At 52.1% G+C, this 23,100-nt stretch carries 21 protein-coding genes; 6 read left to right on the top strand and 15 right to left on the bottom strand.

Features of this window, described 5'->3' with window-relative positions:
- Positions 1-30: 30 nt before the first annotated feature.
- The 7 genes from H8S44_RS14575 to mgtE form a co-directional block, all read right to left on the bottom strand.
- Positions 31-1,560 (bottom strand): PucR family transcriptional regulator, encoded by a 1,530-nt coding sequence (locus H8S44_RS14575; RefSeq protein ID WP_186873923.1) that lies wholly within the window; start codon positions 1,558-1,560, stop codon positions 31-33.
- Positions 1,561-1,626: 66 nt separating this feature from the next.
- A complete protein-coding gene (locus H8S44_RS14580) occupies positions 1,627-2,478 on the bottom strand; it encodes a bifunctional 5,10-methylenetetrahydrofolate dehydrogenase/5,10-methenyltetrahydrofolate cyclohydrolase (RefSeq protein WP_186873924.1) in 852 nt (283 codons plus the stop codon).
- A 22-nt stretch (positions 2,479-2,500) separates the two neighbouring features.
- Positions 2,501-3,130: a cyclodeaminase/cyclohydrolase family protein gene (locus tag H8S44_RS14585; protein ID WP_186873925.1), complete on the bottom strand. Its 630-nt coding sequence runs from the start codon at positions 3,128-3,130 to the stop codon at positions 2,501-2,503.
- 252 nt (positions 3,131-3,382) lie between these two features.
- The gene (locus H8S44_RS14590) at positions 3,383-5,074 is read right to left on the bottom strand and encodes a formate--tetrahydrofolate ligase (protein WP_186873926.1); all 1,692 of its coding nucleotides are present in this window, start codon (positions 5,072-5,074) and stop codon (positions 3,383-3,385) included.
- A gap of 373 nt (positions 5,075-5,447) precedes the next feature.
- Positions 5,448-5,948 carry a flavin reductase family protein gene (locus H8S44_RS14595; protein ID WP_186873927.1) on the bottom strand — a complete coding sequence of 167 codons (501 nt, stop codon included), beginning with the start codon at positions 5,946-5,948 and terminating at the stop codon, positions 5,448-5,450.
- A 33-nt stretch (positions 5,949-5,981) separates the two neighbouring features.
- Positions 5,982-6,986 carry a tryptophan--tRNA ligase gene (gene trpS, locus H8S44_RS14600; RefSeq protein WP_186873928.1) on the bottom strand — a complete coding sequence of 335 codons (1,005 nt, stop codon included), beginning with the start codon at positions 6,984-6,986 and terminating at the stop codon, positions 5,982-5,984.
- 54 nt (positions 6,987-7,040) lie between these two features.
- Positions 7,041-8,396: a magnesium transporter gene (gene mgtE / locus H8S44_RS14605; protein ID WP_186873929.1), complete on the bottom strand. Its 1,356-nt coding sequence runs from the start codon at positions 8,394-8,396 to the stop codon at positions 7,041-7,043.
- A gap of 364 nt (positions 8,397-8,760) precedes the next feature.
- On the opposite strand from mgtE, the gene H8S44_RS14610 reads away from it, so the two are divergent.
- Positions 8,761-9,240: an S-ribosylhomocysteine lyase gene (locus H8S44_RS14610; RefSeq protein ID WP_186873957.1), complete on the top strand. Its 480-nt coding sequence runs from the start codon at positions 8,761-8,763 to the stop codon at positions 9,238-9,240.
- A 152-nt stretch (positions 9,241-9,392) separates the two neighbouring features.
- Here H8S44_RS14610 and H8S44_RS14615 read toward each other — a convergent pair whose 3' ends face one another.
- The 3 genes from H8S44_RS14615 to H8S44_RS14625 are packed head-to-tail and all read right to left on the bottom strand — an operon-like array spanning position 9,393 to position 11,979.
- Positions 9,393-10,151, bottom strand: coding sequence for an inositol monophosphatase family protein (locus H8S44_RS14615; RefSeq protein ID WP_186873958.1), 759 nt, complete (start codon positions 10,149-10,151; stop codon positions 9,393-9,395).
- Positions 10,152-10,165: 14 nt separating this feature from the next.
- Positions 10,166-10,765 carry a YdcF family protein gene (locus H8S44_RS14620; protein WP_186873930.1) on the bottom strand — a complete coding sequence of 200 codons (600 nt, stop codon included), beginning with the start codon at positions 10,763-10,765 and terminating at the stop codon, positions 10,166-10,168.
- 41 nt (positions 10,766-10,806) lie between these two features.
- The gene (locus H8S44_RS14625) at positions 10,807-11,979 is read right to left on the bottom strand and encodes an aminotransferase class I/II-fold pyridoxal phosphate-dependent enzyme (protein ID WP_186873931.1); all 1,173 of its coding nucleotides are present in this window, start codon (positions 11,977-11,979) and stop codon (positions 10,807-10,809) included.
- Positions 11,980-12,177: 198 nt separating this feature from the next.
- On the opposite strand from H8S44_RS14625, the gene H8S44_RS14630 reads away from it, so the two are divergent.
- Positions 12,178-12,537, top strand: coding sequence for a DUF1292 domain-containing protein (locus H8S44_RS14630; protein WP_186873932.1), 360 nt, complete (start codon positions 12,178-12,180; stop codon positions 12,535-12,537).
- Between the two features lie 156 nt (positions 12,538-12,693).
- On the opposite strand, the gene H8S44_RS14635 is transcribed toward H8S44_RS14630, so the two are convergent.
- From H8S44_RS14635 to H8S44_RS14645, 3 genes are read right to left on the bottom strand one after another with little or no spacing between them, the layout of a single operon-like run.
- The gene (locus H8S44_RS14635) at positions 12,694-13,536 is read right to left on the bottom strand and encodes a MurR/RpiR family transcriptional regulator (RefSeq protein WP_186873933.1); all 843 of its coding nucleotides are present in this window, start codon (positions 13,534-13,536) and stop codon (positions 12,694-12,696) included.
- A gap of 54 nt (positions 13,537-13,590) precedes the next feature.
- Positions 13,591-14,760: an amidohydrolase family protein gene (locus H8S44_RS14640; protein ID WP_186873934.1), complete on the bottom strand. Its 1,170-nt coding sequence runs from the start codon at positions 14,758-14,760 to the stop codon at positions 13,591-13,593.
- 20 nt (positions 14,761-14,780) lie between these two features.
- Complete coding sequence (locus H8S44_RS14645; protein ID WP_186873935.1) at positions 14,781-15,941, bottom strand: ABC transporter substrate-binding protein; 1,161 nt, start codon at positions 15,939-15,941, stop codon at positions 14,781-14,783.
- A gap of 277 nt (positions 15,942-16,218) precedes the next feature.
- On the opposite strand from H8S44_RS14645, the gene H8S44_RS14650 reads away from it, so the two are divergent.
- From H8S44_RS14650 to H8S44_RS14665, 4 genes are read left to right on the top strand one after another with little or no spacing between them, the layout of a single operon-like run.
- The gene (locus tag H8S44_RS14650) at positions 16,219-17,097 is read left to right on the top strand and encodes a branched-chain amino acid ABC transporter permease (protein WP_186873936.1); all 879 of its coding nucleotides are present in this window, start codon (positions 16,219-16,221) and stop codon (positions 17,095-17,097) included.
- Positions 17,098-17,107: 10 nt separating this feature from the next.
- On the top strand, positions 17,108-18,124 hold the full coding sequence (locus H8S44_RS14655) for a branched-chain amino acid ABC transporter permease (protein ID WP_186873937.1): 1,017 nt from the start codon (positions 17,108-17,110) through the stop codon (positions 18,122-18,124).
- Positions 18,121-18,882, top strand: coding sequence for an ABC transporter ATP-binding protein (locus tag H8S44_RS14660; RefSeq protein ID WP_186873938.1), 762 nt, complete (start codon positions 18,121-18,123; stop codon positions 18,880-18,882). The genes H8S44_RS14655 and H8S44_RS14660 overlap by 4 nt, the downstream gene beginning before the upstream one ends.
- A 3-nt stretch (positions 18,883-18,885) precedes the next feature.
- Complete coding sequence (locus tag H8S44_RS14665; protein WP_186873939.1) at positions 18,886-19,596, top strand: ABC transporter ATP-binding protein; 711 nt, start codon at positions 18,886-18,888, stop codon at positions 19,594-19,596.
- A gap of 29 nt (positions 19,597-19,625) precedes the next feature.
- Here H8S44_RS14665 and H8S44_RS14670 read toward each other — a convergent pair whose 3' ends face one another.
- The gene (locus tag H8S44_RS14670; protein ID WP_279288126.1) at positions 19,626-21,470 is read right to left on the bottom strand and encodes an ATP-dependent helicase; all 1,845 of its coding nucleotides are present in this window, start codon (positions 21,468-21,470) and stop codon (positions 19,626-19,628) included.
- A 3-nt stretch (positions 21,471-21,473) separates the two neighbouring features.
- Positions 21,474-22,925: a glutamate--tRNA ligase gene (gltX, locus tag H8S44_RS14675; RefSeq protein WP_186873940.1), complete on the bottom strand. Its 1,452-nt coding sequence runs from the start codon at positions 22,923-22,925 to the stop codon at positions 21,474-21,476.
- Positions 22,926-23,100: the final 175 nt, after the last annotated feature.

Consider the following 23,100-nt stretch of genomic DNA (forward strand, 5'->3'; position numbering starts at 1 on the left):
CAGGGTTTTCTGTCATATTTTATCAGTTGTTTATTCTTCCTGCTCCAGGATACGAAAGGTCATCATTACATACAAAAGCGTGTCATAATCGTTCAAATCCAGCTGTACCAGTTCTTCGATCTTCTCCATCCGGTACAGAAAGGTGCTCCGGTGGATAAACAGCTTCTTGGCTGTCTGTACCGCATTCAGCTGGCTTTCCACATAGGTCTTCAGGGTATGATAATAATCTGTATGATGCTGCCGGTCATAGTCCTGCAGCCTTAAAATCCGCTCAGAGCACACCAGCCGCACCGGGAGCTCCCGGCTGGCCTGCTCCAGCACATAATCCAGGGCCACTTCGTCGAACCGGTAGATCCAGCGGTAGGGCTTTCTCCGGCACCCCACTTCCAAAGCCGTCACAGCCTGACGGTAATAGGCGTCCAGTTTCTTAAAGCCTGTGAACTCATTGCTGACACCGGCCTTCAGAAAGGTATCCTTCAGAAAATTCACCATTTTCTCCAGAACCTCTTCGGCCTCGCTCTCCATTAAGGTCAGATTCGCAAAAATCGCGATATTGTTTTCGTACTGGAAAGCACTGCTTCCACATTTTCCCAACATGCTTTCCATATGTTTGCAGATAAAACGGACAGTCATATTGGCCCAGTCCAGGGAATTCACCTTCAGGCTGACGCAGAAGTAACGGTGCTCCGCCTTCCAGCCGAACTCAGAAAACCATTTTTCCGCGCTCTTATTATCCCTGCCCGGATTCGACAGAATGTCGGACAGGATCCGATCCAGCCGGTGGCCAATCTCCACCTGGGAATCGATGAGCCGCGCCAGGGCACTTTGGATATACACCGACAGATATTCCAGCAAAGCTCCGTCGTAGGATTTGAACCGGCTTAAGCTCTCCACCATCATCACCTGATAGGTAAACTGATCATTTTCAAAGAGATTCACCCGCAGGGTCCTGGCTCCTGTGATATACTCCGGCAGGTAATAGGCCCCACGTTTCTTCCGTTGGTTCAGGATCCGTTTTCCGTTCTGATACTCGTCACTGGACTGGATAACCGAGTCCAGATCCACCAGACTGGCCAATTCCTCCCGGGTATCAATGACGCTGGAATAGCCGATGACAAAGTAGTCCGCAGAGCTGACGATAATGGGATTCAGGAAGAGACGGAAGCTCTCGTCCAGCAGTTCCTGGATACTGTCTGCCTTCTGGGCCAGATCCCGGATCTGCTTCTCCCAGCGGTCATAATAATCAAAAATCCGCTGAATCTCATTGAGCAGCGCAAAGGGCGATGGCTCGTCGATCAGCTGAAACACCTGACCGTCGTTCTCCGTATTCCGGGTCGGCACCTTGCCGATACAGAACAGCACCGTCCGCTCCGGCACCACCAGCATCTCCGCAGTCCCCGGCTTCTGGGTGTAAATATAGATCTTATCCGGCTGCATCTCATCCCCGTCCTCGTAAAATAATACCTGCTCCAGATGCAGTTCATTGGTCAGGGCCTTTTTATTCTGAAGTCCAAATTTAGACTTTAATTTATCTGCCAGTATGGCGGTGCTCAGCTTCATACGCAAAAATGCCTCCTTTTCGTACATAGTGTACGAAAAGGAGGCATAAATGTCAATGTCAATCTATTACAGATATTTTCTCTTTGCTGCCTCTACCACATGGCCTACCAGTACGGAAGTGGTTACGCTTCCTACGCCGCCCGGTACAGGAGTGATAGCGTCTACAATCGGCTCAACCTCAGCATAAGCCACATCGCCGCAAAGCTTGCCCTCTGCGTTTACGTTAATTCCCACGTCGATAACGGTCTGACCCGGAGCCACATAATCCTTGGTTACCACGCCTGCGCGGCCTGCTGCTACGATAAGGATATCAGCCTCGCGCGCTACGCTGGGCATATCTACAGTCCTGGTATGGCATACGGTTACGGTCGCGTTCTTCTTGATCAGCATCATGGCAGCCGGCTTTCCAACTACCAGAGAACGGCCGATGACTACAGCCTTCTTGCCGGTGCAGTCGATTCCGTAGTGATCCAGGATCTCCATACAAGCCTGAGGTGTACAGGGCGGGAAGCCTACTGCCTTGCCGGTAAATACGCCGGACATGGAACCGTCGGTCATACAGTCTACATCCTTCGCCGGATCAAGAGCGTTCTCGATCTCAGTCTGGTTCAAATGCTTCGGAAGGGGACGGAACAGCAGGACGCCGTGAATATTGTCGTCCTTATTTACCTTATCAACTGCTGCCAGAACCTGCTCCTGGGTAGCATCTGCCGGAAGCAGAATCTTCTCGCATGCTACGCCCAGAGTCTCACAACGCTTGGTTGCGCCTCTCTCGTAGGAGATGTCGCTCTCGTTCTCACCCACACGGATGATACCGAGGGTCGGGTTGATGCCCTTCTCCTTCAATGCTGCCACATCTGCTTTGATGCGCTCGTTCAGTGCTGCTGTTACTTCTTTTCCTAATAACTGCTTTGCCATTTTTTATTTCCTTCCTTTTATTTTATCTCAGTCTCGCTGTTACGCTTGCGAAAATATCGTCTGCGATCTTGGTGTACTTCTCAAGCATGGCGTCTGCTTTGGCGTTCAACTCTGCTGCGTACTCCTTGTCCGCCATGGACTTGGTGTTAATAAATACGTTCAGAGAAGCACCCTCCAGAGCCGCCTTACAGAAAGCTGCGCCTACGCCTGCGTCGCTGATAGCCAGGGCAGAACCCTTTGCAGCGAACTCTACAATGAGATCCAGTGCCTCGCAGCACTTCTCCATAATCTCCATCGGTACGGAGCAGGCATCCTTCAGAACGATGGCCATGACACGCGCCTTCTCTGCCTTCTCCTCCTCGGTCTCACGGGGCATACCGTAAGCCTTTGCCAGGGGCTCGAAAACCTCTGCGTCACGCTCGATCAGACGAAGGAAATCCTTCTGAAGAGCCGTCGCCTTCTCTTTCAGTGCATACATCTCTTCCTCTACGTCCGCGTACTTCTTCTTGCCGACTGTCAGGCTGCCTACCATGTTGCCCAGGGCAGTTCCCACTGCTCCTACCAGTGCGGATGCTCCGCCGCCGCCCGGAACGGGAGCCTTGGAAGCCAGCACTTCTACAAATTCATCACATCTGCTGGTTGAAAATCCCATATCGTTCTCCTTTATGTATCAAAATGATAGATTCATTATATCATTGTTTCCCTATGCGCACAAGTGGGAAGGACCATTCGGTCCTTCCCTTTGTGTCTATTTGTTTGGGTTTATAATGGGTAGCTGATTCTATAGAAACGCTGTTCAAGCGTTTCCTGCACCGGATTTGCGTCGTGAAGCGACAACTTCCTCTGCAAATCCGTGTGCATCCTGCAGAGCATCTAAGAAAATACGGATGCAATCAGGATTTTCTTAGAACAGGCCGCTGATCTTACCGGTCTCGTCTACGTCGATTCTCTCTGCAGCCGGTACCTTCGGCAGTCCGGGCATGGTCATGATTTCGCCGGTCAGAGCTACGATGAAGCCTGCGCCTGCGGAAATCTTCAGGTTACGAACGGTTACCTCGAAGTCCTTCGGAGCGCCCAGCTTGGTCTGGTCGTCGGTCAGGCTGTACTGTGTCTTAGCCACGCAGATCGGGCAGCTGCCAAAGCCCATAGCCTCAAGCTGTTTCGCCTGCTTCTGAGCATTTGCGGTCAGAACGACTCTCTTGCCGCCGTAAATCTTGGTTACGATAGCGTTCAGCTTATCCTCGATGGAGGTTCCCTCCAGCTCGTAGGAATATGTGAACTGGTCGTTGGGCTGCTCGCAGAGACGTACTACTTCTTCTGCCAGAGCTACGCCGCCTTCGCCGCCCTTAGCCCATACTTCAGACAGAACTACGTTTACACCCAGCTCCTTGCACTTCTTCTCTACCAGGTCAAGCTCTGCCTTGGTATCGGTCGGGAATGCGTTGATAGCAACCACGCAGGGAAGCTTGTATACGTTTGTGATATTGCTTACATGCTTCAGCAGGTTCGGAAGACCAGCCTCCAGAGCCTCCAGGTTCTCATTGTTCAGGTCTGCCTTCGGAACGCCGCCGTTGTACTTCAGAGCACGAACGGTTGCTACGATAACAACTGCGTTGGGCTTCAGGCCTGCCATACGGCACTTAATATCCAGGAACTTCTCAGCACCCAGGTCAGCGCCGAAGCCTGCCTCTGTGATGGTGTAATCAGCCAGATTCAGGCACATCTTGGTAGCGGTTACGGAGTTACAGCCGTGCGCGATGTTTGCGAAGGGTCCGCCGTGTACGATAGCCGGTACATGCTCCAGAGTCTGTACCAGATTCGGCTTCAGAGCGTCCTTCAGAAGAGCTGCCATAGCGCCCTGTGCGTTCAGATCGCCTGCGGTAACCGGCTTCTGCTCGGAAACCTTTCCGTATGTATATCCGATGATGATTCTTGCAAGTCTTTCCTTCAGGTCTGTGATATCCTTAGCCAGACACAGAACAGCCATGATCTCGGATGCTACGGTGATATCGTAGCCGTCCTCTCTCGGCATACCGTTGGTCTTTCCGCCAAGTCCGTCTACTACGTTACGCAGCTGACGGTCGTTCATATCTACGCATCTTCTCCAGGTAATCTTTCTCGGGTCGATGTTCAGAGCATTGCCCTGGAAGATATGGTTATCAATCATGGCTGCCAGCAGGTTGTTCGCTGCGCCGATAGCGTGGAAGTCACCGGTGAAGTGAAGGTTGATATCCTCCATGGGAACTACCTGTGCGTATCCGCCGCCTGCTGCTCCGCCCTTTACGCCGAATACCGGTCCCAGGGACGGCTCACGAAGAGCTACCATAACCTTCTTGCCAATCTTCTGCATACCGTCTGCCAGACCTACGGATGTGGTGGTCTTTCCTTCTCCTGCAGGAGTCGGGTTAATAGCGGTTACCAGAACCAGCTTGCCGTTCTCAGCCGGTTTTTCTTTCAGCAGATTGTAGTCAATTTTTGCTTTGTACTTTCCATACTGCTCCAGATATTTGTCATCGATACCTGCCTTGGCTGCGATGTCAGTAATCGGCAGCATCTCTGTTTCCTGTGCGATTTCAATGTCTGTTTTGAATCCCATTGTAAAACTTCTCCTTTCATATTACCGGCCCTTCCGCGGCTCGGTTTCTGTGGTTTTGTTTTGTAGATAATTTAACAATCGGTCTTGCATTCATTGCTTATCTACTATGTGACCTATTATAACGGCCGTTCCCGGAATCAGCAATCATACACTTTGTTCAATATTGATATTCTTTTCACGAATTCGTTTTTTCTTGTATTTTCATGAATTCTCACCATTTTGATCTGATTTTTCCGGCTCCCGTTTTCAATTCTTTTCTCATTTTCTCATTTATTTTCTCTCATTTATCCTACAATATGCAGAAACGGCTTTACGGGACAATTCCCGCAAAGCCGTTCTATTTACATATTTTTACCGGATTTTAACCGGACTCTTACGCTCTTACCAGCACCTGTTCCACTTCCGCAATATACAGAGTGTGATAATCCTTGTCCGGATACCATTTTTCGTCGCAGCTCTTATCGATAAAGCAGGCCGGATCGTAGTTCTGGGCATAGAGCTTTCTGCACACCAGCACCGTATTGGCCTCGCCGAAATAAGGCGTTCCCTCCGCATGCTCCACAGTCAGTCCGGCTTTCGCGATCTTATCCTCGTCCCGTCCGGACACAGTGCCCAGATAGCTTAAGGTCTTCCGATACTCCTCATCCAGTACAGACAGAGAAAAAGTCTCACCCGCATCCACGAATTCCTTGGTGTAGCGCTGGGGACGCAGCACGATATAGGCCACGTTCTTTCCCCACATGACGCCCAGGCCGCCCCAGGAAGCAGTCATGGTATTCACCTTGCCATCCTTTTCTGCTGTGACCAGAAGCCACTCCTTACCAATCATGTGAAATACGTTTTTATCCAGTTCTTCCGGTTTGATACTCTTCATATCCAGTTCTCCTGTTTTCCTGAAAATCTTTTCCTAGCGGATCCGCTCCGGGAAGCCCACCTTTTTCTGGACCTTCCGCAGGGTCTTGTTTGCGAAATACTGGGCTTTCTCAGCATTGTGCTTGATAACGCCGTCGATGTAGCCCTTGTCCCTGGACAGCTCGTCCACCCGGTCCTGCAGAGGCTTCAAAACAGAAATAACCGCCTCTCCCACAGCCGGTTTGAACTCGCCGTAGCCCTTACCGTCAAACTCCCGCTCCACCTCTTCCGGGGTCTTGCCGGTGCATGCGCAGTAAATACTGATCAGATTCTTGATACCGGGCTGCTCGTCGCGATAAAGGATCTGTCCCTCGGAATCGGTCACCGCACGCTTGAACTTCCGCATAATGGTATCCGGATCATCCATCAGGTAGATACTGCCGTTGGGGTTCTCATCTGACTTTGACATCTTCTTGGCCGGATCCTGCAGGCTCATAATCTTCGCGCCCACTTTTCCGATATAAGCCTCCGGCACGGTAAATACGTCGCCATAGATACCGTTGAAACGCTGGGCGATATCCCGGGTCAGTTCCAGATGCTGCATCTGATCGATGCCCACCGGAACCACGTCCGCCTGATAGAGCAGAATGTCCGCCGCCATCAGTACCGGATAGGTAAAGAGACCTGCATTGATATTGTCCGCATGTTTCGCCGCCTTGTCCTTGAACTGGGTCATGCGGTTCAGTTCGCCCATATAGGTGAAACAGTTCAGAATCCACGCCAGCTCCGCATGGCCGGACACATGGGACTGATAGTAGATGCAGTTTTTCTCCGGATCCAGCCCTGCCGCGATATACAGGGTCAGAAGAGCCCGGGCACGCTTACGAAGGGTGGCCGGATCCTGACGCACGGTAATGGAGTGCATATCCACTACGCTGTAAAAACACTCATATTCATCACTTAAAGTCACCCAGTTTTTCAGGGCTCCCAGATAGTTTCCCAGTGTCAGATTTCCAGTGGCCTGCATACCGCTGAACAGTACTTTTTTGTCTCCAAGCATTTCATTTCCTCCCGCTGTTTTTTGACAGCTTTTTATTTCTCATTTTTATAAATCTCACGCCAGATTCAGAAGGGCACAGGCCACTCTGAAGTAAATCAGCAGACTGCCGACATCCACGATAGTGGTAATCAGCGGTGCCGCCATGATAGCCGGATCCAGCTTCATCTTCTCCGCCAGCATGGGCAGTACGCAGCCAATAATCTTCGCCAGCACAATAGCCGCCACCAGGGACAGAACCACCGCCATGCTCAGCATGGGACGTCCCGGATACTGGAGCATCAGACGCACAAAGTTCGCCGCCGCCAGAACCAGGCCGCACAGCAGTCCCACCCGGAACTCTTTCCAGATGACACGCAGTACATCCTTCAGCTCAATCTCGCCCACGGCCATACCACGGATAACCATAGTACTGCTCTGGTTGCCGCAGTTTCCGCTGGTATCCATCAGCATGGGGACAAAGCTTAAGAGCAGCGGCAGCACCTGAATGGCATGCTCATAATCCATAAGCACCGTACCGCTTAGGATCGAAGTAAACATCAGAATCAGAAGCCAGGGCAGACGGTTCTTCGTAAGCTCCAGCACGCCGGTCTTCAGATAGGGCTTTTCCGAAGGAAACATGGCCGCCATCTTCTCAAAGTCCTCGGTGGCCTCCTGCTCCATGACTTCCACCGCGTCGTCGACGGTGACGATACCCACCAGCCGGTCCTCGTGATCCACCACCGGAAGACAGAGGAGATCGTATTTATTGAAGGTCTCTACCACATCCTCCCGATCCTCGGTGGTCACCGCGTAGATGATATTCTCATCCATGATATCCTTGATAACGGTGTCGTAGGGATTCATCAGCAGATCCTTCACTGTCACCACACCCTGCAGGCAGCGCTTGCTGTCCGTCACAAAGCAGGTGTAAATGGTCTCCTTATCCACGCCATTTTCCCGGATATACGCGAAAGCCTGCTCCACGGTCATATTCCGCTTCAGGCCGATATATTCCGCTGTCATGATGCTTCCGGCGCTGTTCTCCGGGTACTGTAAAAACTGGTTGATCAGATTCCTGGTCTGGGGCGTGGCGTTCTGAAGCACACGCTTGACCACGATGGCCGGAAGCTCCTCCAGCATATCCACCGCGTCGTCCACATACAGATCCTCTATGATCTTTCCCAGCTCATAGTCTGTGATGCTGTTGATAATATGCTCCTGATCTTCTACCTCCAGGAATGAAAATACGTCCGCCGCCAGTTCTTTGGGCAGCATCCGATATACCAGTACCTTCTTCTCCGGCTCCTGCTCTTCGATGAACTCCGCGATATCCACCTCGTTCATCTCCGACATCATCTCCCGAAGCTTTCGGAACTGCCGGCTCTCCAGGAGTTCGTCCAGTTCCTCCCGATCATAACTTCCTATTGCCATACCTGTATCCTCCCACGTCGCAAACGGGCATGACAAAAACTTCCCGGAGTAAAGCGCCTATGCTTCGAACCGAATGGAAGAGTCCATGCCCGTATGTATTCTATTCTTGTCCAAGCTATAACTTCGACTTCGCCCGTCCACGGACTCCTCACTTCCTTTTTTCCGCATAAATTTGACACCGCCCCATTACAAATGGACAGTATCCGCTTGTTTCATCATAGCACTTTACCCCCACTACCGTCAACGCAAAGATTTTTCACTTTTTCTTTGGAGCTAAATGTGCTAAAATCATACCAATAAGTATACGAATCCCCACGGAAAGCTCCTCCGGCTTCCGCTGATTCGATTCAGAAAGGATTTTATGATGGAAAAAATAACAAGTTTTACCATTAACCATTTACTTCTGCAGCCTGGCGTCTATGTATCCCGGAAGGATCCGGCCGGAAATGCTGTGATTACCACCTTTGACCTGAGGCTGACCAGCCCCAATGAGGAGCCTGTCATGAATACGGCGGAAATGCACACCATCGAGCATCTGGCCGCCACCTTCCTACGCAATCATAAAGAATACGGACCCAGGACCATCTACTTCGGACCCATGGGCTGCCGCACCGGCTTCTATCTGCTGCTGACCGGCGACTATGAATCCCGGGATATCGTTCCGCTCATGATCGAAATGTGGGAGTTCATCCGGGACTTTGAGGGCGATGTGCCCGGCGCCAGTCCCAAGGACTGCGGCAACTATCTGGATATGAACCTTCCCATGGCCAAGTACCTGGCAAAAAAGTATCTGGACCAGGTGCTCTACGATATCAAAGAAGAGCGGCTGATATACCCGAAGTAAGCGTATCTTTTGCAAGCTCTGCTTGTTTTTATGGAATAGGGAATTTCTTATTCCATAAAAAACGGACAGGCTGCCCGGCATATTCCGGCGTCTGTCCGTTTTCTTATCTCATTTTTTGAATCTTATTTTTTCGAGTCTGTCACAGTTCCGGGTTATAGCAGCTGCCGCAGCTCCTCATGGAGCTTTCCGTTGGTGGCCACGATTCCGCCCGGCTCCACCGGATTCACCTCCGCGCCGTCGTAGCGGGTAATCCGTCCTCCGGCTTCTGTGAGGATCAGCATGCCTGCTGCAAAGTCCCAGGGCTGCAGCCGGGCTTCAAAGTAACCGCCGATGCGTCCTGCCGCCGTATAAGCCAGATCCATGGCCGCGGATCCGGTCCTGCGGATATCCTCACATTTTTCAAAGACCCGCTGAAAGGCCGCGAAGTTCCGGGGCGCCAGTTCCTTCTGATAAGGCGCGGTTCCGATGGCAATGATGGTCTCGCTTAAGCTTCCCGCCTCCGCCACATGGATGGGACGGCCGTTCACAAAACTTCCCTTCCCCTTTTCTGCGTAAAAGATCTCCTCCCGGAAGGGATCATAGATAATCCCCATGAGAATTTCACCCCTGCTGTACAGGCCAAGTGACACGGTGCTGTGCTGATAATCATGGACCAGATTCGTGGTGCCGTCTATGGGATCCAGGATCCAGAAGGTATCTCCCTTCATGGCATGAAGCCCGTCCTCTTCTCCCAGAAACTCCACCTCAGGATACCGCTCATAAAGCTTCTCCTGCAGAAAGTTCTGAATATTTGTGTCCACCTGGGTCACGTAATCCGCCAGTCCCTTCACCTTTATATGGCCCGCCATGTCCCGGTTTTCCACGAAGCGTCTGGTCTCCCGGACCAGCCTCATCACTTCATTTATATCCACATTTCTTCCCATACTCATGTTCTCCCTTTCTCCTGCTTCCCATAGTCCCGCAGAATCTGATGGAACTGACTGCCGCACTTTTCAAGCTCCCCCAGAACCTCATCGATCTTCTTTTCCTCCCGGAACCAGTTCTTCCGGCTAATGCCCCGGGTCACCGTGGGACACACAAAAAACTCCGTCTCCGGATAAAGAATCTTATAATAAAGAAGGGCCCGTCTGGCATGTACCGCCTGAGGACAAAGGATGGCTTTTCGGATCCCAAGTCCCGCTTCATCGGTCACCCTGCGGGAGTAAATGGCGTTCTCGTAGGTAAAAGTAGCCTGATCCTCCCGGAGAATGGCCGCCTCCGGGACGCCGCTTTTCATCAGGATATCCCGCAGGTACTCCCACTCGGTCCGGCCCTCATAGCCGGGAATCCGGCAATGCCCCACAGGCTTGCTCCACCGGCCCGAAGGCAGCACCAGAGGCGCGTATCCCTCCCGGTAAAGCCCGGCCGCCGTCTCTGCGATAGCGCCCTGATCCCCGCCCGGGATGAAGATGATATCCGCCTGCTCCGGCTCGTTTTCCACAAAGATAAATTCTGTCATATCCTCGATAAAGCTGCTCTTCTTCATATAACGCTCCCGTTCTCTTCTGAACTGCTTCTGAGCTCCTTCTATCCGGCCAGCATACCGCTGTCGCGTACGGCCGCCACTGCCTCTTCGATCTCCGGCACCGGATGTACCAGCGCCATCCGCACATAGCCCTCTCCCAGGCTGCCGAAAGCGCTGCCCGGCGTCACGATCATGCCGGTCTTCTCCATCAGCTCCATGGTAAAGGCCACGCTGTCCGTATATCCCACAGGCAGGGGAGCCCACACAAACATAGTTCCCTGGCTGTCCGGAACCTGCCAGCCGATGCTTCGGAGGCCTCCGCACAGAGCATGATTTCTCCGCTCATACTCGGCGCACTGCTCCTTTACCGCATCCTGTGGTCCGGTCAGGGCCGCCACGGCCGCCTTCTGAATGGGCAGGAAGATACCGTAATCGATCTGGGAGCGGACCTTGGAAAATTCTTTAATAATCGCTTTATTTCCCACTGCAAAGGACATCCGCATACCTGTCATATTGTAGCTCTTGGACAGGGAATAGAACTCGATACCCACCTCTTTCGCTCCCGGATAGGACAGGAAGGACTTTCCCTCCCTTCCGTCGTAAATGATGTCGGAATAGGCGTTGTCATGGAGAATGATCACGTCATACTTTTTCGCGAAGGCGATCAGTTCCCCGTAGAAAGCGTCATCTGCCACGGAGCAGACCGGATTGGACGGATAGGACACGATCATGAACTTGGCCGCCCGGGCCGTTTCCTCGGGAATATCCTCAAACTTCGGCAGGAAATTATTCTTTTCATACAAAGGATAGGTCTCGATCTTTGCGCCGGTCAGCTGGGGCCCTAAGGAAAATACCGGATACCCCGGATTCGGAGCAAGCATGATGTCTCCGGGATCGCAGAGCGCCACAGCCACATGGGCCATACCCTCCTGGGATCCGTACAGAGTCATGATCTCATCCGCTTCCAGCCTTACCCCGAAGCGCTTCCGGTAGAAATCCTGCATGGCTTTTATGAGCTCCGGCCGGTCTGTGATGGCGTATTTGTAGTTCTCCGGATCCTTACAGGCCTCCACCATGGCGTCCATCACATGCTTCGGCGGCTGAAAGTCCGGTGTTCCGATGGAAAAGTTATAGACCTTTCTTCCCTCTTTCTCCAATTCATTCTTTTTATGGGCCAAGGCCGCAAAGATGCCCTCCTGAATCTCTTCCGCCCGTTTTGAAAACTTGAATTCCATTTTTGTTCCTCTCTGTATCACGACGCTGCATCCGGCGCCTTTTTCTTTTTGTACTCCTCATGAACCGGCTTTCAGCCGATCCGTATTATTTTAATACAATTTCTGCTTCAATTCAATTCTTTTCTTGCTTTTCCGGCGGCGGTCTGATAGAGTAAGATTGGTAACTGAATTTTATCAAATAAAAAGGAGATTTATCAAATGGCAGACAATAAATGCAGTACACCGGACTGCGGAGGAAACTGTGATTCCTGTAACGGAGATATCACCGTGACCCTGACTCTGGACAATGATGAAACCGTAGAGTGCGCGATTCTTACGATTTTCCCGGTAGACGGTCGGGACTATATCGCTCTGCTTCCCCTGGATGAAAATGGGGAAAATGAAGACGGCGAGGTTTATCTGTATCGTTATGACAACAGCACCGGATCTCCGGTTCTGGATAATATTGAGTCGGATGATGAGTATGAGGCTGTGGCAGATATGTTTGATCAGATGCTGGATGCGGCGGAGTACGATGAGCTGGTCGAGGCTGAGGAAGAGGACGAACCGCTGAATTAGATAAAGACGGACGAAACTCCCCTGCCATTTTCTTTCCATGTTCACCACGGCCTTGCGGCCTGACTGGTTCTCTCAGGAAAGAAAATGGCAGGGGAGTTTCTGATTATGTCGGTTTCCTCATGACCCTTTTGGGAGGCTGTTTAAAAAGTTTTATTCTTACATTAAAATATCATTTTCCAAAAGAAAATCTTTCTTTTTTTCGTAGTACTCCAGGACTTCGGGGTCGTGGATGCGGCTTACGGAAATTCCCAGGGCTTTGATGATGGTGACGGCCATGACGAAGCCGTAAGAGGGGGTTCTGTTTCCGGGGAGAAGGCTGATGTCGGCGTTGATGGCCAGGGGGGAGCTTGGTTTGTCAGAAATAGCTACGGTCTTTGCTCCCACCTTCCGGAAATGCTTCAGGATCTCCACGGTGTAGTTCGTATAGGGCTTGAAGCCCACGGCCAGCAGTACGTCCTCCGGCTTGGCTCCGGCAATCCGGTCGTAGATGTCGTCCACGCCCAGAGTCAGCAGGATCACGTTATCCATGTATTCCATCAGCAGATTGTGCATGTAGACTGCCATACAGTAGCTGGCCCGCAGTCCGATGATGTACACCCGCCGGGCGCTTTTGATGGCCTCCACCGCCAGTTCGAAGTTTTTATCCAGATCCTCCGTCATCATTTCCTGCAGAACCTGGGTGTTTTTTTCTACCTGCTCTTTTAAAATGCTGTTCCCCGACTCCTTCCAGTTCCGGTAAGCTTCAGACTCATGCTCCACCAGATTTTTCTGCAGATAGGTCTGGATCTCCCGCTGCAGGGCCGGAAACCCCGTATACCCCAGCTGGATGCAGAACCGGTGCACACTGGCCGGACTGACCTCCGCAGCCTGAGCCACTTCCTGGATGGACTGGAAGGGCAGCTGCATATATTCTTTTTTCAGATAATCCGCGATCTTCCGAAAGGTGCGGGTCAGTCCCGCGTACTGCCGGTCGATCTCTGTCAGAAAGTTCAGTTCCATTCTGCCTCTTCCTTCCATCAGCATTGTCGAGATTGTCACAGTTATTTTATCTTACTATACTTTTCCCAGTTTGTAAATCCGATCCACATTCCGGTACAGGATGTTCTCTGCAGACTGCTCTGCAAAGGACAGGGAGATATAGCCCCGATCCACCAGGGAATCCAGCGCCCATCCCAGGGCCTTTTTCATGTACACGGCTCCAAACCAGCTGTGCTCCGGGATTCCGGCTCCGTCGGTACCGAAGCAGACCTTATTCAGCGGTGCCAGTTCAAAAAGCTTCAGAAGCTTATCCTCCGCCGCGATGCTGGCATAGGGACAGAAGGATGAGATATCCGCGTACACATTTTCGTAGTGATTCAAAATCATGCCCAGCTCCTCCAGATAGGGATAGGCCCCGTGAATCAGCATCAGCTTGGTTTCCCGTATCTCCGGCAGATTCATGGCGTCGTATAAGAGGAAGGGATTTCCTTTGATCAGATTACAATCCGGGCTGTCTCCCAGTCCCGTGTGGATCTGCAAGGGGATATCCAGTTCGTGGCAGATCTGGCAGCCTACCAGGAAGGTATAGTCCCGCACGATCTTCTCCGCCTCCCCATCCGTCGGATCAGTCAGAAACCGTTCATATCCGGCCTTCACCCGGGCCTCCGGCAGGATCTTCACTTCCAGTCCCGTATAATAGGCAATCACGGACTTTAAGGCTGTCAGATGTTCTCGCTCCACCATTTTCTTCGTCCGCTGTATCAGCAGATCTGTGAATTCGGAAAAGGGCGTCCCTTCCTCCATGAGCTCATTGGCCACCCATTCCACCCGGTTGATGGAATGAATCTCCACGCCCTCGCAATCCTCATACATGCCCTGAATTTCCTCCGGCCGCAGATATTTGCTCCGGTCGTGCTTCTGTCCGATGGGGTAGCCGAAATCCACCAGGAACTTCCGGTATCCGGCGTCCTTCCACAGCTTCTGCATATAGCCGCTCCGGTCCTCCCGGATGAACTGATTCCGATACCGGATGACCTCACTGTCCGGCGTATCTGTTTCCATGCCGTACAGTCGTTTCAGCTCTCCCAGCATCATATGGTAATACAGGGTGTTCCGCATGTCCTCCGATGGTACCGGATACAGGCCGATGCAGAAGTTCCTTTCAAATTCCTTTGCCTCCCTTCCCGCCGGGAAGGGATGGCAATGATTATCCGTCACCGGATAATTGGTCAAATCCAATTTCACAGGTTATTCCTCCCTTTCTGTTACTGCTTAATTACCAGATCCGGCACCTGTGCGTACGCGCCGTCTGTAATTGTAAATACATATTCATCCTTGATGGGTACCCGGACATCATTGAAGCTGAAGGTACCGGACACACCCCGATAATCCTTTACATCCGCAATCCAGTCACGCATTTTTACCCGATCTCCGTCTGTGGCCTCGATGGCTTTCAACAGCAGATTCATGGCATCATAGGACTGGGTCACATAGGTATCCACCTGATTTCCGGTCTTTTCCTCGTAAGCGTCCTTCAGATATACATATTCCTCATCTGTATTCTCCAGTTCAAAGGAGTTCAGCATCAGGATTCCCTCCGCGTTGGCTCCTGCCAGATCCAGGAACTCCTGCTTGTACAGGGTATTGGTGGCGAATACCGGAACTTCAAAGTCCAGATTCTTCATCTGCTGCAGAATCTGCGCTGCGTCGGAGTACAGAGCCGCCACAAATACGGCTTCCGGCGCGCTCTCCTTCATCTTGGAAATCAGCGGGGTAAAGTCCTTGGTCTGACCTGCGATAAAGGTCTCATCCGCGGAAATGCTTCCGCCGTACTCTCCGATGCTGTCGGTGAACTGGGTATTCACACCTACACCCCAGTCATCGTTACTGTAGATAACTGCGATATTCTTATATCCGTAATTTTCCACGATCATCTTCGCTGTCAGCTCCGCCTCATAGGAGGAAGACAGCTGCATGGAAAAGATGTAATCTCCGATTTCCGTGAACTGGGGATTGGACGCCTGGGGAGAAATCATGGGGATTCCCTCCTCCTGGAAGACCGGAGCCGCCGCCATGGAGCAGGACGAGGTCTGGGAACCGACTACTCCGATGTAGCTTCCGTCCGCCACGATCTTATTGGCGATATTCAAAGCTTCCTTGGCATCCTTTTTATCATCAAAATAAGTGACTTCCACCTGTTTTCCGTTTACGCCGCCCTCGGCGTTTACCTTGTCAGTGAGAATATCCAGGGTATTCTGATAGGTCATGCCGTACTGGGCCGCGTCTCCGGTCAGGGGCGCGATCACTGCGATCTTATAGGTATCTCCGTCTGCCGCGCCTTCCGCGGAAGAGCTTCCGCAGCCTGTCATCGCTGCCGCAAGACATCCCATTGCCAAACAACCTGCCAACCATCTTCTTTTTTTCATAATCCTCGTTCCTTTCTCCTCGTAGTTTGTAAACGAAAAGACGCTTCTCCTTTTCGGGGAAACGTCTTCGTTTGCATCATCATAGCAGTCCTTTTTTCCCTTGTCAAGAGAAATTATAAATTTATTTCAAAAATAAAATTTTTATTTCATTTCACTTGACAAATCCTTTTTCATCTATTACTATGGGAAAAACATCAAAACGAAAGCAACGGCGCTGACAGGACTTTTCCGGTCGGCGCCGTTTCTGCTTTTATAGGAAGAAGGAGGCATATCGCTTATGTTTTTTCAACAGCTGGTCAATGGTATTACCATTGGAAGTACCTACGCTCTTGTGGCCATCGGCTACTCTCTGGTATTCGGTGTCCTGCAGCTCATTAACTTTGCCAACGGTTCCTTATATATGCTGGGCGGCTACCTGACCCTGGTCATGTATCTTTCCTTACACGGAAATATCGGAGCCGCGCTTCTTATCAGTCTGGTGGTTACCGGCTTCGCCGGTTTTCTCGTGGATTTCGTTGGCCTTCGGAAGCTCCGGGCTGACAACGCGCCCCGGATGGCCGGTCTTATCAGTACCTTAGGCATCAGCACTGTCATCGACAATGCCATCCAGATCTGGTTCGGCACTGAGACCAAAGCCTTTCCGAACTTTTTGGATTTCGGAAAATTCACCATCGGGAAAACGGTCATCTCCTGGACCCAGATTATTATTCTGACTGTGAGCCTGCTTCTGATGATCGTATTTTCTCTGATTGTATATAAGACCAAGGCCGGAAAGTCCATGCGGGCCGTGGCCCAGAATGTGAACGCGGCCAGGCTTATGGGCATCGACGTGAAGCTGGTCATCTCCGCCACATTTATCGTAAGCGCTATCCTGGCCTGCATCTCCGGCAGTCTGGTGGGTTCCTACTATCAGACCATTGACACCATGATGGGCTTCTCTGTGGGTATGAAGACCTTTGCCGCCGCGGTTCTGGGAGGCGTCGGTTCCCTTCCGGGCGCCATGCTGGGCGGGCTGATCGTGGGCGTGGTAGAGACCATCGGAGCCAGCTATATCAGCTCCGGCTACCGGGATGCCATTGCTTTTCTGATTCTGATACTGGTACTTCTGATTAAACCCAGCGGTATTCTGGGCAAGCAGAAGATCGAAAAAATGTAGGAGGTTCCTTATGAAAAAAACATCGAAATTATCAGCCTGTCTTTCCGGTTTTCTGAAATTCGCAGCCCTTCATCAGAAGCTTTTCATTCTGGGAGCCCTGACCCTCGCCATTCTGTTTCCCTTTCTGATCACAGACCGCTATGTAATGCGTCTGGCCGTGGTGGGCTTTATGTACGTGATGCTCTCTCTGGGACTTAACCTGGTCACAGGATACATGGGACAAATGTCCTTCGGTCACGCAGCTTTCTGGGGTATCGGCGCTTACACCGCCGCCCTTCTCACCAAGAATCTGGGCCTGGGCACCCTGCCTGCCTTTCTGGCCGCGGCCATCGTGGTGGGTATCTTCGGCTTCCTGCTGGGTCTTCCGGTGCTGAAGCTCAAAGGGTACTATCTGACCATCGTGACCATGGGCTTCTGCGAGATCGTCCGTCTGGTGGAGCTGAACTGGATGCCGGTCACCAACGGCCCCATGGGTATCTCGGGAATTCCCAAGTTTTCCTTCTTCGGAATCTCCTTTCATACCTACCGTTCCTTCTATTTCATCATCCTGATCCTGGTGATTCTGACAACCCTGCTGATCCGTCGGCTCATCCGTTCCCGCTTCGGCCTGGCCCTGAAGTCCATCCGGGACGACGACGTGGTGGCTGAGGCCATGGGCGTTCCCATCGTCCGCTACAAAATTCTGGCCTTCGTTATTTCTTCCATGATTGCCGGTGTGGCCGGAGCCTTTTACGCCCAGTACATTACCTATATCGACCCGACCTCCTTTACATACAACGCTTCCCAGGAAATGCTGGTGATGGTCATCTTCGGCGGCCTGGGCAGTATCCCCGGCAGCTTCCTGGGCGCTCTCGCCCTGACTATCCTGCCTGAGCTGCTCCGGGATCTGATGGAATACCGTATGCTCATCTACGGCGTGCTCATGGTGGTTATGATGCTGGTAAAACCGGACGGTATCCTGGGCAATGTAAACTTCGATTATTTGAAAGAACAGGCTGCTGCCAGAAAAAAGGAGGCTGTGAAATGAAGGTTTTAACTGTAAATCATGTGACCCAGCGCTTCGGCGGACTGACCGCCCTTTCCGATATTAACCTGGAAATCCGGGAGCACGAGATCGTAGGCGTCATCGGCCCCAACGGCGCCGGAAAAAGTACCCTCTTTAACGTCATTACCGGCATGTACGCGCCTACAGAGGGCGACGTCTATCTGGGCGAAACCTGTATCAGCGGCTGGAAGCCCTATGAGATCACGGCGGCAGGCCTGGGAAGAACCTTTCAGAATATCCGGCTTTTTCCCCGTATGACCGCTCTGGAAAATGTGATTCTCGGCATGCACTGCCGCCGTCAGACCACCCTTCCCCAGATCATATTTTCCACCCGCAGGAAAAAAGAAGAGGAGGAACGCTGCCGGAAAGAGGCTCTGCGTCTTCTGAGCATCGTAGGTCTGGAAGGAAAGGAACTGGCCATGCCCTCCAGTCTCCCCTACGGTGAACAGCGCCGTCTGGAAATCGCCCGGGCTCTGGCCACCCAGCCCCGGCTTCTGCTGCTGGACGAGCCGGCCGCCGGTATGAACGAAAATGAAACGGCCCAGCTTCTGGAGATCGTAAAATCCCTGAAGTCCATTGGCTGCGCCATCGTCCTCATCGAGCATGATATGAAATTCGTCATGAATGTGTGCGAGCGCCTTTACGTTCTGAATCACGGAGAACAGATCGCCGACGGCACACCGGAAGAAATCCGAAATAACCCGCTGGTAATCGAAGCTTATCTGGGATCGGAGGAATAAACTATGAGTCATTTGAAAATTGAACAGCTGAAAGTAAACTACGGCGGAATTCAGGCGCTGAAGGGCGTGGATCTGGAAGTAAGGGAAGGAGAAATCATCACCCTGGTGGGCGCCAACGGCGCCGGAAAAAGTACGCTGATGAATACCCTTATGGGTCTGGTGCGTCCGGCCCGGGGACATATTTATCTGGACGGCGAAGAAATCACCGGCCTGGATACCAAGAAAATCGTACAAAAAGGCATGGTGCTGTCTCCGGAAGGCCGCCAGGTTTTTCCGGAATTTTCCGTGAAGGATAATCTGATGATGGGGGCTTATCTCCGGAAGGAAAAGGATGCGGCCAAAGAACTGGATACGGTGCTTCAGATGTTTCCGATTCTGAAGGAACGTTTTTCCCAGACTGCCGGTACGCTCTCCGGCGGCGAGCAGCAGATGCTGGCCGTGGGACGGGCCATGATGGCGGATCCGAAGATCCTTTTACTGGACGAGCCTTCCCTTGGACTGGCTCCGCTGGTTATCAAGGAGATTTTTCAGATGATTCAGCGGATTCGCAATATGGGGGTTACGGTACTTCTGGTGGAGCAGAACGCGCGGATGTCGCTGAAGATTTCGGATCGGGCTTATGTGCTGGAGACGGGGCTGATTGTGGCTTCGGATACGGCGGAGCGGATCCTGAATTCGGAAGAAATACAGAAAGCTTATCTTGGTGGGTTATAAATAAGACAGACGAGCTGCCGGACGAGTGTCTATTCGTCCAGCAGCTCGTCCACGAACCGGGAGCGATCGGCTTTTTTTCCGTAGAGTTTTTTGACGGAAAAGACATAAAGGAGCTCTTTGGCCCGGGTCATGGCCACGTAGAAGAGGCGGCGTTCTTCTTCCATATCTTCTTCAAAGAGGACTCTCTTGTGAGGGGTGATGCCTTCGTTGGCGTCAATGAGAAAGACAATACGGTATTCCAGGCCTTTGCTGCTGTGCATGGTGGACAGGGATACTCCGTCGGTGTTCTGTTCCCGTTCTTTGGCCTGCCGCAGAAGCTCGGCGCGGATGGCTGTGATGCGGGCTTCCCATTCTTCCAGGCTCTTGAAGCCTGCTGCCAGTTCCCGCAGCTCGTCCAGGATCCCCAATAAATCTTCGGGCTTTCTGCCCTTGTAATCGGCGTATTCTTTCAGATATTCTTCGTAGCCGATGATATTGCGAATGTAGTGCAGGGCTCCGGTGGGGCTCAGCATACCGCACATTTTCAGATCTTTTTCCAGCTTTTCAATACGTTCGCAGACCCAGGGCTTGTCGTCATACCAGGTCAGGAGGGCTTCCCAGGACACCAGCTCGTCCTCCAGGCACTCCCGCCCCAGATACCGCCTGGGCCGGTTCATCACCTGCAGAAAATCGCTGCGCTTCACCATTCCCTTTTTCAGATCCCGTGCCATGTGCAGATAGGCAAAGACATCCTTTACGATCCAGTGATCATAGAGATTCGGCAATGTGTCCCGCATACGGAAGGGGATGCCCTCGGAGATTAGCTCCTCCACCAGCTTCCGGGGCTGGGTGTTAGTCCGGAACAGGATGGCCACATCCCTGTAGGAGCCGCCCTTTTCCCGGTAGGTTTTGATCTTGTCGATGACGCAGGCGTATTCCTCGTCCTGATCCCGGAACTGGTGATGCAGGATGGGCGGCCCCTGCTGATTCTTAGCCTGAATCTTCTTGGCGAAACGCTGCCTGTTGTGCTCGATGACCCGACAGGCTCCCTCCACAATCGGCTGACTGCAGCGATAATTCATATCCAGAAGCACTCTCTCTGCCTTCGGATAATCCTCCTCGAAATGAAGCATAATCTCCGGCTTCGCACCCCGGAACCGGTAGATGGACTGGTCGTCGTCTCCTACGATGAACAAATTATTCTCCGGAGCTGCAAGCATGCGGACAATATCGTACTGGAGCCGGTTGATATCCTGGAACTCGTCCACCAGAATATACCGGAACTTCCGCTGCCAGGCCCCCAGGATATCCTTCCGCTCCTTTAAAAGCTCGTAACAGTAAACCAGCATATCGTCAAAATCGATTTGATTGCTGCGGCGGAGCCGGTTATCGTATTCGTTGAAAATGGCTGTGAAGCTTTTGGTGTCGCAGGAGGCAGCCTTATACTCCTGCAGATTCATCCGGTCATTTTTCACCTTACTGATCTCGGCGGCGATGCTGCCGATGAGCTCCGCCTCGTCGTCGGGTTCCAGCTTCTGCTTATAGACTGCCTCCCGCAGGAACTGATACTTCTGCTCCTCCCGGAGAATATTGTCGGCCCCATAACCGTAGGCCAGCTTCAGGATCTGAAAAAAGACCGCATGGAACGTGCCGAAGGAAACCGCCGTACTGCTGCTGTTCGTCAGCTTCAGATACCGCTCCTTCATCTCCCTCGCCGCCGCTTTTGTAAAGGTAATAACCAGAATCTCTCCGGGATGGATGTGACAGACTTCCGTCAGATACCGGACCCGCCAGGTAAGCACCATGGTTTTCCCTGAGCCGGGGCCGGCCAAGACCAGCATGGGGCCGTCCCGATGGGTGACGGCCTTCTGCTGTACTTCAGATAATTGCTTCAAACTTTATGCCTCCAGCTTTGCGATGGCTGCGCGCACACGCTTCAGAGTCTCTTCCTTGCCGATGACCTCCATGAGCTCTGTGGCTCCGCAGGGCGTCATCTGCTTTCCGGATACGGCGATACGGATGGGCCACAGCACATAGCCGTTCTTGCAGCCCTTCTCCTCCACATACTTCAGAAGGCGGGCATAGAGTCCGTCGTTGCTGTAATCCTCCTGCTCCTCCAGAATCGGAAGCAGCTCCTTTAATACCTCCAGGGAAGACTCCACAGAGGTCTTCATCTTCTTATGGGCGTAGATGGCGCTGTCATACTCCGGAACCGCCTCAAAGAAATCTACCATCTCCTCGATCTCCGGGAACACCTCGATACGTGTCTTTACCATGGCCGCGATCTTCTTCAGATCGTAGTCCCCGGTAATGACCTTCTTCAGGTGGGGCAGAGCCATCTCATAAAACTTGTCAAAGTCCATGGCTTTGATATACTCGCCATTCATCCATTTCAGTTTTGTATAGTCAAAGACAGAAGGAGCCTTGCTGATATGATGATAATCAAAGGTCTTTACCAGCTCTTCCAGGCTGTAGATCTCCCGATCTTCCTCCGGGCTCCAGCCAAGAAGGGCCACAAAGTTAATAATGGCCTCCGGCAGAAAGCCCTGCTCCAGCAGATCCTCAAAGGAGGAATGGCCGCAGCGCTTGGACAGCTTCTTATGCTCCTCATCAGTAATCAACGGACAATGAACATACACCGGTACCTCCCAGCCGAATGCCTCATAGAGACGGTTATACTTGGGAGATGAAGAAAGGTACTCGTTTCCGCGGACCACATGGGTGATGCCCATGAGATGGTCGTCTACCACATTCGCGAAGTTATAGGTGGGATATCCGTCGGACTTGATCAGAATCATATCGTCCAGCTCCGCGTTATCCACCGTGATATCGCCGTAAATATCGTCATGGAAGGTGGTGGTTCCGGTAGTCGGATTATTCTGGCGGATGACGTAGGGCGCGCCTGCTGCCAGCTTCGCCTCTACCTCTTCTTTGGACAGATGCAGGCAATGCTTGTCATAGACTACGATCTCTTTTCCGGCCACCTCGGTCTTCAGGGATTCCAGACGCTCCTTGTCACAGAAGCAGTAATAAGCCTCGCCCTTCTCAATCAGCTTCTTGGCATACTCCAGATAGATGCCTGCCTTCTGGCGCTCACTCTGTACATAGGGTCCTACACCGCCATCCTTATCGGGTCCCTCGTCATGTACCAGACCTGCCTTCGCCATGGTGCGGTAAATGATATCCACTGCGCCCTCCACATAGCGCTCCTGATCGGTATCCTCGATACGGAGCAGGAAGTCTCCTCCCTCATGCTTCGCGATCAGATAGGCGTACAGTGCGGTTCTTAAGTTTCCCACGTGCATTCTTCCTGTGGGGCTCGGTGCAAATCTTGTTCTTACTTTACTCATCTTTACTCACTCCTGTAATTTATCAAAAATTCCTCTGAATTTTCTGTTCTGACATGAAATGCCGCTCTGGAAATTATATACCAAAGAAGCCCCTTTTACAAGCTGTCAAGGTCTATTATTTTTTTTATTTTCCGGGAGGACGCATAGAAAAAATGCTGCGGGAAATCTTGTAAGT

Source organism: Anaerosacchariphilus hominis, assembly GCF_014290175.1.
GTDB classification, from domain to species: domain Bacteria; phylum Bacillota; class Clostridia; order Lachnospirales; family Lachnospiraceae; genus Laedolimicola; species Laedolimicola hominis.

Coding starts and splice junctions, on each gene's coding strand:
- H8S44_RS14575 (WP_186873923.1), bottom strand. CDS start 1,560: ATGAAGCTGAGCACCGCCATACTGGCAGATAAATTAAAGTCTAAATTT.
- H8S44_RS14580 (WP_186873924.1), bottom strand. CDS start 2,478: ATGGCAAAGCAGTTATTAGGAAAAGAAGTAACAGCAGCACTGAACGAG.
- H8S44_RS14585 (WP_186873925.1), bottom strand. CDS start 3,130: ATGGGATTTTCAACCAGCAGATGTGATGAATTTGTAGAAGTGCTGGCT.
- H8S44_RS14590 (WP_186873926.1), bottom strand. CDS start 5,074: ATGGGATTCAAAACAGACATTGAAATCGCACAGGAAACAGAGATGCTG.
- H8S44_RS14595 (WP_186873927.1), bottom strand. CDS start 5,948: ATGAAGAGTATCAAACCGGAAGAACTGGATAAAAACGTATTTCACATG.
- trpS (WP_186873928.1), bottom strand. CDS start 6,986: ATGCTTGGAGACAAAAAAGTACTGTTCAGCGGTATGCAGGCCACTGGA.
- mgtE (WP_186873929.1), bottom strand. CDS start 8,396: ATGGCAATAGGAAGTTATGATCGGGAGGAACTGGACGAACTCCTGGAG.
- H8S44_RS14610 (WP_186873957.1), top strand. CDS start 8,761: ATGGAAAAAATAACAAGTTTTACCATTAACCATTTACTTCTGCAGCCT.
- H8S44_RS14620 (WP_186873930.1), bottom strand. CDS start 10,765: ATGAAGAAGAGCAGCTTTATCGAGGATATGACAGAATTTATCTTTGTG.
- H8S44_RS14625 (WP_186873931.1), bottom strand. CDS start 11,979: ATGGAATTCAAGTTTTCAAAACGGGCGGAAGAGATTCAGGAGGGCATC.
- H8S44_RS14630 (WP_186873932.1), top strand. CDS start 12,178: ATGGCAGACAATAAATGCAGTACACCGGACTGCGGAGGAAACTGTGAT.
- H8S44_RS14635 (WP_186873933.1), bottom strand. CDS start 13,536: ATGGAACTGAACTTTCTGACAGAGATCGACCGGCAGTACGCGGGACTG.
- H8S44_RS14645 (WP_186873935.1), bottom strand. CDS start 15,941: ATGAAAAAAAGAAGATGGTTGGCAGGTTGTTTGGCAATGGGATGTCTT.
- H8S44_RS14650 (WP_186873936.1), top strand. CDS start 16,219: ATGTTTTTTCAACAGCTGGTCAATGGTATTACCATTGGAAGTACCTAC.
- H8S44_RS14655 (WP_186873937.1), top strand. CDS start 17,108: ATGAAAAAAACATCGAAATTATCAGCCTGTCTTTCCGGTTTTCTGAAA.
- H8S44_RS14660 (WP_186873938.1), top strand. CDS start 18,121: ATGAAGGTTTTAACTGTAAATCATGTGACCCAGCGCTTCGGCGGACTG.
- H8S44_RS14665 (WP_186873939.1), top strand. CDS start 18,886: ATGAGTCATTTGAAAATTGAACAGCTGAAAGTAAACTACGGCGGAATT.
- gltX (WP_186873940.1), bottom strand. CDS start 22,925: ATGAGTAAAGTAAGAACAAGATTTGCACCGAGCCCCACAGGAAGAATG.